Annotated in this window: 17 protein-coding genes; 15 read left to right on the top strand and 2 right to left on the bottom strand. The window is 66.9% G+C overall.

All coding sequences use genetic code 11. The features are described from left to right. Positions 1-3: 3 nt before the first annotated feature. Positions 4-720, bottom strand: a complete 717-nt coding sequence (locus tag B5D62_RS15580) for a response regulator transcription factor (protein ID WP_085934838.1) — start codon at positions 718-720, stop codon at positions 4-6. A 106-nt stretch (positions 721-826) separates the two neighbouring features. Here B5D62_RS15580 and ribA point away from each other — a divergent pair, with 106 nt between their 5' ends. The 12 genes from ribA (at position 827) to B5D62_RS15640 (ending at position 10,672) form a co-directional block, all read left to right on the top strand. After that, on the top strand, positions 827-1,993 hold the full coding sequence (gene ribA / locus B5D62_RS15585; protein ID WP_085934839.1) for a GTP cyclohydrolase II: 1,167 nt from the start codon (positions 827-829) through the stop codon (positions 1,991-1,993). A gap of 73 nt (positions 1,994-2,066) precedes the next feature. Next, the gene (gene ald, locus B5D62_RS15590) at positions 2,067-3,179 is read left to right on the top strand and encodes an alanine dehydrogenase (protein ID WP_085934840.1); all 1,113 of its coding nucleotides are present in this window, start codon (positions 2,067-2,069) and stop codon (positions 3,177-3,179) included. Continuing rightward, entirely contained in the window at positions 3,176-3,883 is a 708-nt protein-coding gene (locus B5D62_RS15595) for a ribonuclease H-like domain-containing protein (protein ID WP_085934841.1), read from the top strand. The genes ald and B5D62_RS15595 overlap by 4 nt, the downstream gene beginning before the upstream one ends. A 54-nt stretch (positions 3,884-3,937) precedes the next feature. Then, on the top strand, positions 3,938-5,173 hold the full coding sequence (locus B5D62_RS15600; RefSeq protein WP_085934842.1) for an ABC transporter substrate-binding protein: 1,236 nt from the start codon (positions 3,938-3,940) through the stop codon (positions 5,171-5,173). Positions 5,174-5,276: 103 nt separating this feature from the next. Continuing rightward, a complete protein-coding gene (locus B5D62_RS15605) occupies positions 5,277-6,200 on the top strand; it encodes an ABC transporter substrate-binding protein (protein WP_170920962.1) in 924 nt (307 codons plus the stop codon). After that, entirely contained in the window at positions 6,197-7,174 is a 978-nt protein-coding gene (locus tag B5D62_RS15610; RefSeq protein ID WP_085934844.1) for a Bug family tripartite tricarboxylate transporter substrate binding protein, read from the top strand. The genes B5D62_RS15605 and B5D62_RS15610 overlap by 4 nt, the downstream gene beginning before the upstream one ends. Positions 7,175-7,244: 70 nt before the next feature. Further along, positions 7,245-7,805, top strand: coding sequence for a hypothetical protein (locus tag B5D62_RS15615; RefSeq protein WP_085934845.1), 561 nt, complete (start codon positions 7,245-7,247; stop codon positions 7,803-7,805). Positions 7,806-7,835: 30 nt separating this feature from the next. Continuing rightward, the gene (locus B5D62_RS15620) at positions 7,836-8,423 is read left to right on the top strand and encodes an alpha-ketoglutarate-dependent dioxygenase AlkB (RefSeq protein WP_085935136.1); all 588 of its coding nucleotides are present in this window, start codon (positions 7,836-7,838) and stop codon (positions 8,421-8,423) included. A gap of 53 nt (positions 8,424-8,476) precedes the next feature. After that, positions 8,477-8,917 carry a hypothetical protein gene (locus B5D62_RS15625; protein WP_139373912.1) on the top strand — a complete coding sequence of 147 codons (441 nt, stop codon included), beginning with the start codon at positions 8,477-8,479 and terminating at the stop codon, positions 8,915-8,917. Beyond that, on the top strand, positions 8,914-9,309 hold the full coding sequence (locus B5D62_RS15630) for a phage holin family protein (RefSeq protein ID WP_085934847.1): 396 nt from the start codon (positions 8,914-8,916) through the stop codon (positions 9,307-9,309). The genes B5D62_RS15625 and B5D62_RS15630 overlap by 4 nt, the downstream gene beginning before the upstream one ends. Continuing rightward, on the top strand, positions 9,306-10,184 hold the full coding sequence (locus tag B5D62_RS15635) for a TrbL/VirB6 family protein (protein WP_085934848.1): 879 nt from the start codon (positions 9,306-9,308) through the stop codon (positions 10,182-10,184). Before B5D62_RS15630 ends, B5D62_RS15635 begins: the two co-directional genes overlap by 4 nt. A 74-nt stretch (positions 10,185-10,258) precedes the next feature. Next, entirely contained in the window at positions 10,259-10,672 is a 414-nt protein-coding gene (locus B5D62_RS15640; RefSeq protein ID WP_218191090.1) for a nuclear transport factor 2 family protein, read from the top strand. 11 nt (positions 10,673-10,683) lie between these two features. Here B5D62_RS15640 and prpF read toward each other — a convergent pair whose 3' ends face one another. After that, the gene (gene prpF, locus B5D62_RS15645) at positions 10,684-11,841 is read right to left on the bottom strand and encodes a 2-methylaconitate cis-trans isomerase PrpF (RefSeq protein WP_085934849.1); all 1,158 of its coding nucleotides are present in this window, start codon (positions 11,839-11,841) and stop codon (positions 10,684-10,686) included. Between the two features lie 98 nt (positions 11,842-11,939). Between prpF and B5D62_RS15650 the strand changes: the two genes are divergently transcribed. The 3 genes from B5D62_RS15650 (at position 11,940) to B5D62_RS15660 (ending at position 17,022) form a co-directional block, all read left to right on the top strand. Continuing rightward, a complete protein-coding gene (locus B5D62_RS15650; protein WP_085934850.1) occupies positions 11,940-13,388 on the top strand; it encodes a GH1 family beta-glucosidase in 1,449 nt (482 codons plus the stop codon). Between the two features lie 528 nt (positions 13,389-13,916). Next, the gene (locus tag B5D62_RS15655; protein ID WP_170920963.1) at positions 13,917-15,779 is read left to right on the top strand and encodes an acyl-CoA synthetase; all 1,863 of its coding nucleotides are present in this window, start codon (positions 13,917-13,919) and stop codon (positions 15,777-15,779) included. A gap of 271 nt (positions 15,780-16,050) precedes the next feature. Then, positions 16,051-17,022, top strand: coding sequence for a cyclase family protein (locus tag B5D62_RS15660; RefSeq protein WP_085934852.1), 972 nt, complete (start codon positions 16,051-16,053; stop codon positions 17,020-17,022). The last annotated feature ends 38 nt before the right edge of the window (positions 17,023-17,060 follow it).

The raw sequence follows: 17,060 nt of genomic DNA on the forward strand, positions 1-17,060 counted from the left end.
CGCCTAGGGCTGCAGACGATAACCGCCGCGATCCGTGATCAGGATCGCGGCGCTGGTCGGATCCTTCTCGATCTTCTGCCGCAGTCGATAGATGTGCGTCTCGAGCGTGTGCGTCGTGACGCCGGCGTTGTACCCCCACACCTCGTTCAGCAGCACGTCGCGCGCGACCGGCCGATCGCCGGCCCGGAACAGGAACTTGAGGATCGAGGCTTCCTTGTCGGTCAGCCGGATCTTCCGCTTCCCGCCCTTTTCCATGAGCAGCTTGCCGGCCGGATGGAACTCGTACGGTCCGATCGTCATGACCGCGTCCTCGCTACGCTCGTGCTGACGCAGATGGGCGCGCAGCCGGGCGAGCAGCACATTGATGCGGAACGGCTTGGTGACATAGTCGTTCGCGCCGGATTCGAGACCGAGGATGGTATCGGCGTCGGAGTCGGCCGCCGTGAGCATGATGACCGGCGCCCTGACGCCCTGCCGACGCATCAGCTTGCAGAGCTCGCGCCCGTCCATGTCGGGCAAGCCGATATCGAGCAGCACCGCGTCGTAATGGGCGAGCTTGGCCTTCTCCAGGCCTTCGGCCGCGGTGCCCACCTGGATCGTGGTGAAGCCGTCATAGAGATCCAGTTGCTCGGCCAGCACCGTGCGCAGCGCCTGATCGTCATCGACCAGCAAGATCTTCTTGCCGCGACTGTTCGGAGGAAGAGAGCTGCTTGTTTCCATGGCCGGCAGTCTATCTGGGTCGCCCGCCCTGCAAAAGCGGCCGGCCTCGGCAAAAAGGCCGCGCTGCCGGTGCCCAGACCGCTATAGTACATCCTATATTAGCGTCATGATCCCGGCCCAGATCCAATCCCGCACCGCCGCCTCTCTCGCTGCCGTCGAACGCGCCCTGGCGGAGCTTCGCCGCGGCGGAATCGTCGTGCTGCGTGACGAAAACGGCGCCGCTGGGCTGGTGGTGGCCGCCGAATGCTGCGGTCCAGTGGCTTTCCAGCGGCTGCAGGGCCTGGCCCAGAACGCGCCCGTCCTGGTCACGACCCGCCGCCGGGCCGAGGCCATCGGCATGGAGATTCCCCCTCATATCGCCGGGGGTATGGGCGACACCAACAAGCCGATCACGCTCGACCTGCCGGCCGGCGTGCCGGTCGATATCATCCTGCGGCCCCATGAACAGGGCACCGACCAGGCGCGCCATGTCGCTTTGCGGCACCTGTCGCGTCCGGTCGCCAGCCACGCGCCGCGCATAGCCGAAACCGCCATTGAGCTGGCCAAGCTTGCCCGCCTGCTGCCCGCCGTGGTGCTGGGGCCGCTGACACGCGATCCCGGCAACAAGCGCCGGGACTGGGCTCGCGATCAGGATCTCGTCTATGTCGACGCGGCCGACGTACTCTCCTACGACGACACCGCCGCACGCAACCTGCAGCAAGTGGCGCAGGCCAACGTGCCGCTCGAGGGTGCCGAGAACGCCCGCATCCTCGCCTGGCGCCCGAGTGACGGCGGCAAGGAACATCTCGCCATCGTCGTGGGCGAGATCGATCCCACCGAGCCCGTCCTCATCCGCCTCCATTCCGAGTGCTTCACCGGCGACCTGCTCGGCTCGCTGCGCTGCGACTGCGGCGTGCAGCTTCGCGGCGCCATCGCGCAGATCGCCAAGGAAGGCTCGGGCGTCCTGCTCTATCTCGCCCAGGAAGGGCGCGGCATCGGCCTGGTCAACAAGCTGCGCGCCTATGAGCTGCAGGACGACGGCTTCGACACGATCGATGCCAACGAGCAGCTCGGTTTCGATGCCGACGAGCGCGTCTACGCCCCGGCCGCCACCATGCTGACGCGCATGGGCATCAAGCGCGTGCGGTTGATGACCAACAATCCCGAGAAGATCGCCCAGCTCTCCCGTTACGGCATCGAGGTCGTGGAGCGGGTCGCCCACTCCTTCCCGGCCAACGGTCACAACGAGAACTATCTTCGCACCAAGGCACTGCGCGCGGGACATCTGCTCTAGCGGCTCCTTGATCCAGATCAGGCCAGGGTGATCGATCGCGCCTAGACTTGCCGTGCTCAAGGAGGGTCGAGCCATGCATGTCGGCGTTCCCAAGGAGATCAAGAACCACGAATACCGCGTCGGCCTCGTGCCTTCATCGGTCGCCGAGCTGGTGCGGCACGGTCACGTCGTCACGGTCGAGCGCGGTGCGGGAGTCGGCGCCGGACTGGAGGACGAACTCTATCTCGCCGCCGGTGCCCGGCTCGCTGCGACGGCCGACGAGATCTTTGTCACCGCCGACATGATCGTGAAGGTGAAGGAGCCGCTGGAGGCCGAACGGCGCAAGCTTCGCCGCGGCCAGGTCCTGTTCACCTACCTGCATCTCGCGCCCGATCCGGATCAGACCAAGGCCCTGCTGCAGAGCGGCGTCACGGCCATCGCCTACGAGACCGTGACGTCGCCATCGGGTGCGCTGCCGCTGCTGACACCGATGTCGGAAATCGCCGGCCGCCTCGCGCCGCAGGTTGGCGCTCGCTATCTCGAACGCGAGGAAGGCGGGCGCGGCGTCCTGCTGGGCGGCGTGCCGGGCGTGCCGCCGGCCGAGGTGGTCGTGCTGGGCGCCGGCGTCTCCGGCACCCATGCCGCCACCATTGCCCTCGGCATGGGGGCGACCGTCACCATCGTCGACCGCTCCGGCGACGCCCTTCGCCGTATCGCGGTCCAGTTGCCGGGCGCGCGCACCCTCTTCTCGACCCACGATGCGCTGGTGCAGATCGTCCGCCGGGCCGACCTGCTGGTCGGCGCCGTGCTCGTGCCCGGTGCCGCCGCGCCCAAGATCGTGACGCGCGAGATGGTAAAGACGATGAAGAACGGCAGTGTGATCGTCGACATTGCCATCGACCAGGGCGGCTGTTGCGAAACCTCGCGGCCGACCACGCATTCCAATCCCACCTATGTCGAGGAAGGGGTGATTCACTACTGCGTCACCAACATGCCGGGTTCGGTGGCCCGGACCTCGACCTTCGCGCTCAACAACGCCACGCTGCCGTTCGTGCTGGCGCTGGCCGACAAGGGCTGGCGCCGCGCCATTGCAGAGGATCCGCATCTGCGCAACGGCCTCAATGTCCATGACGGCCGGCTGACCTGCCGGCCGGTGGCCGAAGCCCAGAACCTTCCCTACACCGCGCCGGACCAGCTCGCGGCATGAGCGACGACATCGTCCTGGTCTTCGATCTCGAGACGGTGCCCGATGTCGAAGCCTTCGCCGCCGCCGAGGGGCTGGAGAACCATCCGGTGTGGTCGGTGCGGCGGCAGATGGGCGAGAAGGTCGCGCGGCAGGTGTTCCAGCGGATCGTCTGCATCGGCTCGCTCCGGGCCGGGCGCGACCAGGCCGGCGTGTGGAGACCGCAGGCAATCGACTCGCCCTCTCTCGGCCAGATGCCCGAGCCGCAGCTGATCCAGCAGTTCGTGGATCAGCTTGCCCAGCACAGGCCCCTGCTGGTCAGCTTCAACGGCCATACCTTCGACCTGCCGGTGCTGCGCTATCGCGCCATGATGCATCGGATCAGCGCCCCGGGACTGGCCGCCCGCGCCTACTTCGACCGCAGCGGCAGCGACATGGTCGATCTGTGCGATCTCCTGTCGGCACAGGAACGACATGCGCGCGTCAGTCTTCAGGAGCTGGCGCGCGTGCTCGACCTGCCGGGCAAGCCGCCGGGCATCGATGGTGCCCATGTCGAGACCATGATGCAGGAAGGCCGCGTTGCGGAAGTGGCCAGCTATTGCCGCAGCGATGTCGTGAACACCTATCGCGCCTGGCTGCGCTACGAACTGTTCTGCGGAAGGCTGGAGCGGAAAAGCTTCGAGACGAGCGAAAAGGCACTCGCGGACTTCCTCGCGCCGCAATCCTGAGCGACAATTCTCCGTAACGACCTCGGTCAACGAGGCGTTCACCGGAGGAAACACATGTCGAAGATCCGTCGCCGGGCGCTCGTCGCCTCGGCCGCCGCTTTCACTCTTGCACCCTACATCGTGCGTGCCGACGCCAAGAAGTACGATCACGGCGTCACCGACAAGGAAATCAAGCTCGGCCACACCAATCCCTATTCGGGCCCGCTTTCGGCCTACGGCACGATCGGCAAGGCGATCGGCGCTTACTGGCAGATGGTCAACGACAATGGCGGCATCAACGGCCGCAAGGTCACCTTCATCACCTACGATGACGGCTTCGTGCCCTCGAAGACCGTGGAGATGGTGCGCAAGCTGGTCGAGGACGATCAGGTCTTCGCCATCTTCCAGTTGCTGGGCACGCCCACCAATACGGTGGTGCAGAAGTACCTGAACCAGAAGAAGGTGCCTCAGCTCTTCGTCGCCACCGGTGCCTCCAAGTGGGGCATGCCCAAGGAATTCCCGTGGACCATGGGCTGGCAGCCCGACTACTTCACCGAAGGGGCGATCTACGCCAAGCACGTTCTCTCTACGCACAAGGACAATCTCAAGGATGTGCGCATCGGCATCCTGTACCAGAACGATGACTCGGGTAAGGACTACAGTGGCGGCTTCCTCGCTGGCCTCGGCAAGGAGCACCAGGATCTGGTCTCGGCCAAGGTGAGCTACGAGGTCACCGATCCCACCGTCGACAGCCAGATCATCCAGATCAAGAACTCGGGTGCCAACGTCTTCTTCAACGACGGCGCGCCGAAGGCGGCCGCGCAGGCGATCCGCAAGGTGGCCGATCTCGGCTGGAAGCCGGAGCAGTACCTGGCCAATGTCTCGGCCTCGGTGGCCGCGGTGCTGAAGCCGGCCGGCTTCGACAACAGCACCGGAGTCATGACGGCGGCCTACCTGAAAGACGCGACCGACCCGCAATGGGCCAATGACGCGGACTTCAAGGAATGGCAGGCCTGGATGAAGAAATACCTGCCGGACGCCAACCCGGCCGACTCGGGCAACACCTATGCCTATGCCGTGTCGGCGACCATGCACGATTGCCTGAAGCGGTGCGGCGACACTCTCACCCGCGCCAACCTGATGAAGATGGCCGCGAGCATGCATAATCTCGAAGTGCCGCTGCTGCTGCCGGGCATCAAGATCAACACCAGCCCGACGGACTTCTATCCCATCCAGTCCGTGCGGCTGGCCTCTTTCGACGGCGAGAAGTGGAAACTGTTCGGCGACGTTCTGTCGAACGAAAGCACCTGAGGCCTTTTCGCGGACATCGCTGCAGGCAGGCGCCTGCGGCGATGACCGACGGGCTCGAGGAAGACGCTCGCAGTCACGCCATCGCGCCTCTATCATCGCCGCCGTGGCGATCATCCTGTCCGAGAACTTCCGGGCGCTCTTCTATGCGCCGTTCTATGCCGCCGAAGCGACCGGGGCCTTCAAGGCCGCCGGCGTCGAGGTGGTGCTGAAGCCCTCGCCTGAGCCGGGCGCCGCCGTGGCGGCGCTGAAGTCGGGCGAAGTCGATGTCATGTGGGGCGGCCCGCTGCGCGTCATGCTCTCCCATCAGGCCGATCCGGCCTGCGACCTCGTCTGCTTCTGCGATGTCGTGGCGCGCGATCCCTTCTTCGTGATCGGCAACCGTCCGCGACCCGACTTTTCCCTGACCGATCTCGCCACGATCCGGTTCGCGACCGTGTCCGAAGTGCCGACGCCGTGGATCTGCCTGCAGCAGGATATCCGCCGTGCCGGCCTCGATCCCGACACGCTGGAGCGCGTCACCGATCGCAGCATGGCCGAGAACGAGGCCGCTCTCGCCGCCGGGACGATCGAGGCGGTTCAGCTCTTCCAGCCCTATGCCGAACGGCTGATCCGCTCCGGCGCCGGCCATGTCTGGTATGCCGCGGCCAATCGTGGACGGACCGCCTATACGACCCTGGTCACGCGGCGCGGCGTGCTGGAGGATCGGGCCGACGAGATTGCCCGCATGGTGCAGGCCTTCCATCGTACCCTGGGCTGGTTCGCCGGCGCGCCGGCCCTCGAGATCGCGCGGACGCTGTCGCGCTACTTCCCCGAGCTCGCCGTACCGCTCTTCGCCCAATGCATCGAGCGCTATCGCGACCTCAAACTGTGGGCCACCGATCCCGTGGTGCGGCGCGAGGGGTACGACCGGCTGCATACGGCGATGCGTTCCGCCGGCGCGCTGACGCGGGATATTCCGTTCGAGGCGGTCGTGGATACGAGCGTGGCGGAAGCCACGGTCCGGAATATGCAACACGAAAGGTCATGACCGCTCTCACCCGCCGCCGCGCCCTGCTGGGCGCCCTTGCTCTTCCTGTTACCGCCGCAACCGCCCGCGCCGACAGCTGGCCAAGCCATCCGCTGCGCGTGATCGTGCCGTTCGCGGCCGGCGCCGGTGTCCTCGACATCATGGCCCGCCTGGTCAGCGCTCCGCTGGGAGAACGGCTGGGTCAGCAGATCGTGGTCGACAACAAGCCGGGCGCGGGCGGCAATGTCGGCGCCGCCGCCGCCGCGCAGGCTGCACCCGACGGCTATACGCTGCTGGTGGCGAACACGGCGATGGTGGTGAGCCCGTTCCTCTATGCCCATCCCGGCTTCGATCCGCTGACCGACTTCGCCCCGATCTCGATGCTGAATGCCGCTCCCTTGATGCTGCTGGTGCATCCGTCGCTGCCGGTTCATTCAGTCACGGAGTTCATTGCCTATGCCAAGGCCAATCCTGGCAAGCTCTACTACGGCTCGGGTGGCATCGGCTCGACGCCGTTCCTGGCGGTCGAGCTCCTGAAGGCGCAGGCCGGCTTCGACGCCGTGCATGTGCCCTACAAGGGCGGCGCACCGGCGCTCGCCGACCTGATGGCGGGCCAGGTCCAGTTCATGATCGAGAACGTACCGGGCACCCTGCCGTTCGTGAAGGACGGCAAGCTGCGCGCGCTCGCCATCACCAGCACCACCCGCTCGGCGCTGGTGCCGGACCTGCCGACCATGCAGGAAGCTGGCGTGAAGAACTACGAGATGATCGGCTGGAACGGCCTGTTCGCGCCGAAGGCGACGCCAGCGGAGATCCTGGCCCGGATCGGCAGCGAATTGAGAACGGTGCTGGCGGGGCCGGAAATCAAGCAGCAGATGGCCAAGCTCGGCGCCGATCCCGGCGGCGACAGCCCCGAGCACTTCGCCGCCTTCGTCAAGGCCGAATCGGATCGCTGGGGCAAGATCATCCGCGACAAGGGCATCAAGCCAGAATAGCGACCGCGGGCAGGAGCGGAACAGCCTGGGCTGCGGGACGTTCGGCTCGCCTGAGCTGCGGCGAGGCACGATGATCCCGGGACAGCTGATCGGCCAGATTCTGCTCTATGCGATCCTGCCGCTGTGGCTGGCGACGGGCTTCGCCGATTATCTCTGTCATCGCGCCAGCGCCATCGAGCGGACCAGCGGACCGCGCGAGTCGCTGATGCATCTGCTGCAATTCTCCGAAGTGGGATTCGCCCTCCTGGTGGTGCTGTTCCTCGAGATCAATGCTGCGGCGCTCCTGGTCACGATCGCCTGCGTCGCCGTGCACGAGGCGACGGCGATCTGGGACGTGCGCTACGCCAATGCCACCCGGACGGTCCTGCCCGTCGAGCAGCATGTGCATGGGCTGCTCGAGAACCTGCCCTTCGCCGGCCTGCTGCTGATCGCATTGCTGCACTGGCCGTCGGTGGTGCAGATGGTCCACGGGACGGGCTGGTTCGATTATCGTCTCAAGGCGGAACCGATGCCCATCCGGGTCGTGGCGGTCGTGCTGGGTGGAGCGATCGTGTTCGGCGTCATCCCTTATCTCGAAGAACTGTTCCGCACCCTGCGCGCGACGCGACGGTCCGCGAGCGCTGTCTCGTAACGGTGCAAGCATGACGGTGCCGGCGTGATGATGCAGGTGGATCTTTTTGGCGGTGGCAACGCTGCCGGGCCGGAGGGCTTCCGCTACCGGCCGGACGTTCTCTCGCCGAGCGAAGAGGCGAGCCTCGTCAAACGCTTCGCCGCCCTGCCCTTCGCGCCGTTCGAGTTCCACGGCTTCCTCGGCAAGCGCCGCATCGTCTCCTACGGCTGGCGGTACGATTACGCGGCCGAGAAGGCGCGGCCGACCGATCCGATCCCGGATTTCCTGCTGCCGCTGCGCCGGCGCGCCGCGCAGACAGTCAGCCTTCCTCTCGACTCGCTGCAGCAGGCCCTGATCACCGAATATGCGCCCGGGGCCGCCATTGGCTGGCATCGCGACAAGCCGATGTTCCAGGACGTGATCGCGCTTTCCTTCCTCTCGCCCTGCCGTCTGCGCTTGCGACGTCGCAAGGCCCAGGGTTGGGAGCGATGGGCAATCGAGGTGCAGCCCCGCTCCCTTTATCTTCTGCGCGGTGTCGCTCGGCATGAATGGGAGCACAGCATTCCGGCCCTGGAGGCGCTGCGCTATTCCGTGACCTTCCGCACGGTGCGCGACCGACCGGGCCCGATCGCCCTCTGAGCAACTTGGCGCCGCCACGGGACGTTGACCGTACAACGACCGTGGAGAGCGACATGCCCGACCAAACGGCCCCCGACCAAATGGCTGACACCGCGAGCGGAACGACAACCGGCAACGGACACGCTCCAGGCCTTGGACCGGTCTTGCGCGAACAGGCGGCCCGGCTCGCCGATCGCTCGAAGGAGGTCGGCGTCGATACGGCCGAGGCGGTCGGCAAGGCGGCCGAAAGCGCCGCTCATGAGCTCGAACAAGCGGCGCCCGAACTGGCGAGCTATGTCCGCAACGCCGCCAGCTATACCCACAAGCTCGCCGACGATCTGCGCGACCGCAAGGCGAGCGACCTGCTGTCCGATGCCATCGCCTGGGGCCGCCAGCAGCCGCTGATGGCCCTGGCCGGCGCCGCGGTGCTGGGCTTCGCCCTGGCGCGGGTGGTGAAGAGCGGCCTGCCGGGTCAGGACGACGGCCAAGGGGACCGCCAAGGGGACGTGTCATGAACGCCGCCAATCCCATCCGCAATGTGGTCGATCTTGCATCGGACGCCATGGGCAAGGCAGCCGACCTGGTGCAACTCGAATTCCGACTCGCCCGCGCCGAGATCGCCGAGAAGCTGGAAGCATGGCGAGCCGGCCTCGCCCTGGTCCTGGTCGGCGCCATCTTCGCGACGGCGGCTCTCTTCCTGCTGCTGCAGGCGGCTGTGGTCGCCCTGGTCGAGCGCGGCCTGAAACCCTCGGCCGCGACACTGATCGTCGCCATCGCCAGCCTGATCGTGGCCGCCATCCTCATGGGCATCGGCCGTAGCCGGCTGGGTGCGCAAGCGCTCAAACCCGAGCGCACCATCGACCAGCTCTCGCGCGACCGGATCCTGGTGAAGGAGAAACTCACATGAGCATGACCGAGTCCCTGGAGCGCCAGGCCGAGACCGTGCGGTCCGACCTGTCTGTGACCCTGGAGGCGCTGCGCGGCAGCATGACCCGCACCGCGTTGACCAGCGGCGCGACGGCTCTTGCCAAGGAAGGCGGCGCTACCGTTGCGCGCGCCGCGGTACGGCGGGCCAGCGACAATCCCTTCGCCGCCCTGCTGATCGGCGCCGGGATGCTGATGCTGCTCACGGGCAAGCCCAACGGCAGCGCCGGCGCCGGACAGATCGTGACGCGGGCCACGAAGGCGGTGAAGGGCGCGGTCTCCAAGGTCACCGGTGCCACGGCCGATGCCGCGGATACCGTCGGCAACACCGTCTCCAATGCTCGTACCAGCGCGGCCGGCACCGCCAGCCAAAGCGTAGCAGCCGCCGCGGACTGGACGGCCACCAAGACCGGCGATGCCGTCGCCGGGGTCAGCAGCACCGCCGCCACCGTGACCGCCGCGGCCCAGGCGAAACTGGACAAGGCAGCCGATGCGTTGGCGCAGGGCCGTGACCGTCTGGCGCAGACGGTTCACGACGTCGAGGACAATGCCGACGCGCTTGGCACACGCCTGAGCCAGTTCGCGCAGGAACAGCCCGTCCTCGTGGCGGCGCTGGCCATTGCAGCCGGCGCCGCGCTGGGCGCGGCCTTGCCCATGACGGACGCCGAGCGGCGCTATCTCGGTCCGTCGGGCGCACGCGTCGCCGAGAAGGGCCGCGCGGTGGCCGGTCATGTCGCGGACGCCGCGGCCGGCAAGGCGCAGGAAGCGGCCGCCGCTGCCGCCGATACGCTGGCATCGGACGTGCTCGGAGATGGTGCCGGGCCCAACGGCAGGTCCCAGCAGGAGCAGAGCGACTGACGAGTCCATCGCCGCCGACGATACCGCCGAACCGCTCCACCCGCCGATTCCGGTCGTCACTGGAGGAGAGGACGATGACCACGCCCGTCGAACACATGTATTTCGCCTGGAACGATGCGCTGTCGCGCAACGATGCCGAAGGCTTGCTGAAGCTCTATGCCGAGGATGCGCACTTCGAGAGCCCGTTGGTGCCGCACCTGCTGGGTGGCGACAACGGCACGCTGCGCGGCCGCCGGGAGCTGAAGCGGCTGTTCGACCTGCTCGCCGAACGCAAGCCACCGGTCCGCCAGTACTACCGGTCCGGTTATCTCACCGACGGCAAGCGCCTGATCTTCGAGTATCCACGCCAGGCACCGCACGGCGAGCAGATGGACTTCACCGAAGTGATGGAGCTCAACGAGGAGGGCCTGATCCAGCGCCACTGCGTCTACTGGGGCTGGTACGGCGTCCGCGTCCTGCAGCGCGATCAATATCGGCGCGCGGCATAGAGACCCTCGTTTCATCGAGGCGGCACACGCACCCATCCTTCCATCAGCCGCCGCGCGGTGCGACTCAGCAGGACTTTCTTCACGGTCCATTCGCCGTTCTGTTCCGACGCCTCGGCGCCGACGCTCAGTACTCCGGACGGATGACCGAAGCGCACCCGGCCGTCGGCGCCCACCGGCGCGATGCGGCTGACCACTGTGCCAGGAATGGCCGCCGCGGCCGCGATCGCCACCGCCCCGGTACCGGTCATGGCGTGGTGCAGCACCCCCATCGAGAAGATGCGCGCCAGCAGGTCGATCGATCCGGCTTCGACGCTGCGACCGTCGGAGGCGGTATAGGGCGCGGGCCGAGCGACGAAGGCGAGCTTGGGCGTGTGCTGCCGCTTTGCCGCCTCGTCGAGACTCTTGATCAGCCCCATCGCCAGCGCGCCCTGCGCTCGTATCGTCTCTGCCCGCGCCAGCAGCTCGGCCTTGCCGTTGATGTCGCCCTGCAGCTCGGTGCCCTTCAGCCCGAGGCAGGCAGCGTCGATGAAGATGGTGGGATTGCCGGCGGTGATCAGCGTCGCCTCGATCACCCCGATGCCCGGGACATCGAGCGTATCGACGCGGCGACCGGTCGGGAACATCGCCCCGCCACCGCCTTCGTCGTCCTCCGCCGCGGGATCGAGGAACTCGAGCTTCACCTCGGCGGCGGGAAAGGTCACGCCGTCGAGCTCGAAGGCCCCCAGTTCCACCACCTCGCCATCCTGCATCGATACATGGCTGACGATCTTCTTGGCGATGTTGGCCTGCCAGATGCGGACCGTCGCCGTGCCGTCCTTGGGACCTTGCACCAGCCCCGTCTCGAGGGCGAAGGGACCGACGGCCGTGGTGAGATTGCCGCAATTGCCCGACCAGTCGATCATCGGCTTGTCGATCGCGACCTGGCCGAACAGATAGTCGACGTCGCAATCGGGCCGCGTCGATTTCGACAGGATGACGATCTTGCTGGTGCTCGAGGTCGCGCCGCCCATGCCGTCGATCTGCTTGCCGTAGCGATCGGGGCTGCCGATCACGCGCAGCAGCACCCGCTCGCGCTCGGCCCGATCGGACGGCAGGTCGTCGGCCAGGAAGAACACGCCCTTGCTGGTGCCGCCGCGCATATAGACAGCGGGAATGCGGAGTTGTGTCATTGCGGTAGCCTAGTCCTTTCCGACGGCGTTCTCACCTTGGCCGAGGCGGCGGCGATTGCTAGACCGCGAGCATGACCGCATCGCCTTCCCCCGCGCCAATGCCTGCCCGCCTGTCCCGCCGCGATCTCGCCGGCGCGGCCGTCCTGACCGCGGCACTCGGCGCCACGATCGCCGCGACCGAGGCCGATGCAGCACCCAAGAGCCAGTCGGGCTTTCCCGACGGTTTCCTCTGGGGCACGGCCACGGCGGCCTATCAGGTCGAAGGGGCCGTGCACGAGGACGGGCGCGGCCCGTCGATCTGGGACACCTTCTCCCACCTGCCGGGCAAGATCCGCGACGGCTCGACCGGCGATGTCAGCGTCGATCACTATCATCGCTACAAGGAAGACGTGGCGCTGATGAAGGCGCTGGGCGCCACCAGCTATCGCTTCTCCATCGCCTGGCCGCGCGTCTTTCCCGACGGCACCGGCACACCCAATCCCAAGGGGCTCGATTTCTACGACCGGCTGGTCGACGAACTGCTCAAGGCCGGCATCAAGCCGTTCGCCACGCTCTATCACTGGGACCTGCCGCAGGCGCTGCAGGATCGCGGCGGCTGGCAGTCGCGCGACACGGCCCAGGCCTTCGGCGCCTATGCCGGCTATGTCGCCAACAAGCTCGGCGACCGGGTCGAGAACTTCTTCACGCTGAACGAGATGCTGACCTTCGTCGAGCACGGCCACGCCGCCGGCGTGTTCGCGCCCGGCCTCACCCTGCCGCCGCAGGGCGTGAACCAGGTGCGCCACCATGCGGTGCTGGCGCACGGCCTCGGCGTCCAGGCGATGCGCGCCAGCGCCCGGCGTCCGATCAGGATCGGACCGGCCGAGAACATCACCATCGGCATCCCGGCGGTCGAGACGCCGGAGAACATCCGCGCCGCCGAGATCGCCACCCGCGAGTTCAACGCGCCCTACCTCACCGTGATGCTGGAAGGCCGCTACACCGACGCCTATCTCGCCGCCACCGGTGCCGATGCGCCGAAGTTCACGGCCGAGGACCTCAAGATCATCGCCAGCCCGGTCGATTTCGTCGGCCTCAATGTTTACACGCCGAGCTTCTTCGTGGTCGCGACCGATGCCGCGCCGCATTACCGCGCGCTGCCGCTGCCGAGTTCCTATCCCCACATGGCTTCGCCCTGGCTGACCATCGGCCCGGAGGCGCTCTACTGGGCGCCGCGCCATGCCGCGACGCTGTGGAATGCCAAGGAGATCTACATCACCGAAAACGGCACCTCGAGCGCCGACCAGCTCGCCGAGGACGGCCAGATCTACGACACCGACCGCATCATGTACCTGCGCAACTATCTCACGCAGCTCCAGCGCGCCACGGCCGAGGGCGTCCCGGTGCGCGGCTACTTCCTGTGGAGCCTGCTCGACAACTTCGAATGGGCCGACGGCTACGCCACCCGCTTCGGACTCGTCCATGTCGACTACACCACGCAGAAGCGCACGCCCAAGCTCAGCGCCGCCTTCTACCGCGAAGTGATCGCGCGCAACGCGGTGGCGTGACGGCCGCTGTCTCATAAAAATTTCCTCGCGAGGAATCGCCTGCAACGCTGGCCCGGCCGCATCGGAGACGATTCCTCGCGAGGCTCGCGAGCCTCGCGAGGGGCCGATGCCATTAAATAAATGGAAAAATAATGGACGCGTGCGCATGAGAGGACTCCTTCTCGGCGCGCAAGCATAAGCCCGATACCGTCCAATCGACGATTATGGTCGTTTAAGCGACCGAGCCTGCTCCACCCTTCGAGACGCCCGCTGGCGCGGCCTCTTCAGAGTGAGATATTTCTGTCCACGCCCGGATAAAGCCTCATAGGAGCGCGCCACTCCAGTGGCGCTCATCTGTGTGAATGCGCAACTGGAGTTGCGCGCTTCCCTGAGGCGCCAAGCGGCGCCCGACGAGTTGGCCGAACCACCTACCACCTCATCCCGGGGGAACTCGGGCTTTCTTCCAGACGACCAAAGGAGATGGCTGACAGCGTCGCCGCGCTCTGCTCATATCCCGCCCAACAAATCGATCAGGGCAGGAAGCGAGAGATGCAGATCCGTACACACGCAGACATTGTGGCGCTCGAACAGGTGCCGGTCACCGAGCGCATAAGCGCGGGCAATGTGTTCGAACTCCTGAAGGAGACTGCCGCCGCCAATGCCGGGCGCGTCGCCATCCGCTATCTCGCCGGCACGGGCGACAGCGATACCGTGCGTGATGTCAGCTACGAGGCGATGCTGCGTCACACGATCCAGGCCGCGAACCTGCTGCGCGCCGAGGGCATCGTCCCCGACGATACGGTGACGCTGCTGATGCCCGGCCTGCCCGAGACCTTCTTCGCCCTGTGGGGGGCGGAGATCGCGGCCGTCGCCAATCCGGTGAACTACTTCCTCGATGCCTCGCAGATCGCCGGCATCATGAAGGAGGCTGGCGCCAAGGCGCTGATCGCCGCCGATCCCTCGATCTTCCCCGACATCTGGCCCAAGGTGGAGAAGATCCAGGCGGCGCTGCCCGGGCTGAAGGTGTTCCGTGTCGGCGGCGCGGACAGCGCGCCGCTGCCGGGCGTGATCGAGTTCGAGGGGGCGGCGGCACGGCAGCCCGGCGACGCGCTGGTGGCGCCCAAGACCCTCGAGCGCGACACGGTGGCAGCGCTGTTCCATACCGGCGGCACGACCGGCCTGCCCAAGCTCGCCCAGCACACGCACGGCGCGCTGGCGCTGGCGGCGTGGACCAACGTGCTGGTGTTCGATCTCGGGCCGGGCACAGTGATGATCAACCCGCTGCCGCAGTTCCATGTCGGCGGCTCGATCGTGGGCGCGCTGTCGCCGATCGCCAATGGCTGGACGATCCTGATCCCGACGCCGCTCGGCGCCCGCAATCCCAACGTGGTGCGCGACTGGTGGCGGCTGGTCGAGCGTCACAAGGTGACGGTGGGCGGCGCGGTGCCAACCTCGCTGGCGGCAATCATGAACGTGCCGCGCAACGGCCACGACCTCTCCTCGCTCAAGACCTTCGTCAGCGGCGGCTCGACCGTGCCGGTGGAGCTGATCCGCCGCATCGAGAGCGAGATCGGTGTGCCGGTGGTCGAGGGCTACGGCATGACCGAGGTACATTGCTATTCGACGATGAACCCGCTGCATGGCGAGCGCCGGCCGGGCTCGGTCGGATTGCGCCTGCCCTACACCGAAGTGCGCATCGCCGACGTGGCGCCCGACGGCACCATCCGCCGCGATTGCGACATCGACGAGATCGGCCATGTGCTGATGCGCGGACCGCAGGTGACGCCGGGCTATCTCAATCCCGGCCACAACAAGGGCGCGATGCTGGCCGACGGCTGGCTCGATTCGGGCGATCTCGGCCGGCTCGACGCCGACGGTTACGTCTGGCTCACCGGCCGCTCCAAGGACCTGATCATCCGCGGCGGTCACAACATCGACCCGCTGGTGATCGAGGAGGCGCTGACGCGCCATCCCGCCGTCGAGACCGCCGCCGCGGTCGGCCTGCCCGACTCCTATGCCGGCGAGCTGCCGATGGCCTTCGTGCAGCTCAAGCCCGACAAGGTGGCGACGCCCGACGAGCTGCGCGAATTCTGCCGCCAGGAAATCCCCGAGCGCGCCGCCGTCCCGGTGCAGGTGGTGCCGATCCCCGTCATGCCCGTGACCGGCGTCGGCAAGATCTTCAAGCCGGCGCTACGGCTGGAAGCGGCCCAGCGTGCGTTCGATGCGGCGCTGGCACCGCTGCGAGCGGAGGGCGTGAAGGCGCAGGTGGTGGTGCGCAACGACACGACGCACGGCACGCTGGCCGAGGTCCGCATCGAGGATGCCGGCACGCTCTCGAGCGAGGCGATCGTGAAGCGCTGCGCCGAGCTGCTGGGCGCATTCCAGATCAGGCACGCGGTGGAATTCGGATAGCCCGAGCATATCCGGAGGAGTGAAGTCCACACCACCGGTCGAGGTGTCATCCCGAGCGAAGCGAGGGACCTTTCCTCGAAACTGACAAAGATCCCTCGCTTCGCTCGGGATGACACCGAAATCCTATGCCTGACATGAGGAGGAAGATCCCGCCTCCGGCACACGCCTTGCTTCGTTCGGCGTAACGTCGTCGAAGGGATAAGGAACCTCGCCGGGAAGAAGCGCACACGGCGGCCGCTTGGATCGATCTTGAACCGGCCAGGAGGAAGCCATGTGCGCACTGTGCTACGTCGACGAGGCGATGAAGGCGAAGATCATCGCCTACAACGCCGAATTCCATAAGGTCTCGAAGAGTCCGTTCGGCAGCGACGACCAGATCGGCATGCTGAACCTGATCGATGCGCAGTCGCGCTCGGCGATCCTGAGTCGGGCCGATGCATCGAAGGTGTTCGACCTGTCGGTCGATCATTTCATGGGCATGCCGGGCTGGTTCGGCGCCGGCGATCCGACCTATCAGATCTGGATGACGCATACGCCGGGCGGCGAGATCGTCGACAACAGCATGGGCGTCAGCCTGGAGGCCAACCGGCTGGTCGGCTACTCGGGCGATGCCATCTCGATGTACACGCATTGCGGCACGCACATCGATACCTTCAACCACTTCGGCTACGGCGACCTGATCTTCAACGAGTTCAACACGTCGGAGCATCTCGGCAGCCGCACCTGGCGCAAGTGCGGGGCGGAGACCTTCCCGCCCATCTTCGCCCGCGGCGTGCTGCTCGACGTCGCCGGCCTGCACGGCGTGCCGACGCTGCCGCCCAGCCACGCCATCGGTGAGGCCGACCTCACCGCCTGCCTGAAGCGGCAGGAGATCGCGCTCAAGCCGGGCGACGTGGTGCTGATCCATACCGGGCAGATGAAGCTGTGGCCCGACATGGCGTTCGTGAAGAACACGCCCGGCCTCAACCGGCAGGGCGCGGAGTTCCTGGCCAAGAACGGCGCCATCATGATCGGCGCCGACAACCTGACGCTGGAGCAGACGCCGACGGTCGAGCCGCTGAACTTCTTTCCCGTCCATACCTACCTGCTGGCCGAGGCCGGCGTGCCGATCCTGGAGATGGCCTATCTCGACGAGCTGGTCGGGGAAGGCATCCACGAGTTCGCCTTCTTCGGCGCCTGCATCAAGCTCAGGGGCGCGACCGGGTCACCGATGCGGCCGGTGGCCATGCCGCTCGCGGACTGAGCCGGACGGGCGACCTTCATCGCCGCCCCTTTCGTGCG

The sequence above is a fragment of the Enhydrobacter aerosaccus genome (assembly GCF_900167455.1).
Taxonomy (GTDB): domain Bacteria; phylum Pseudomonadota; class Alphaproteobacteria; order Reyranellales; family Reyranellaceae; genus Reyranella; species Reyranella aerosaccus.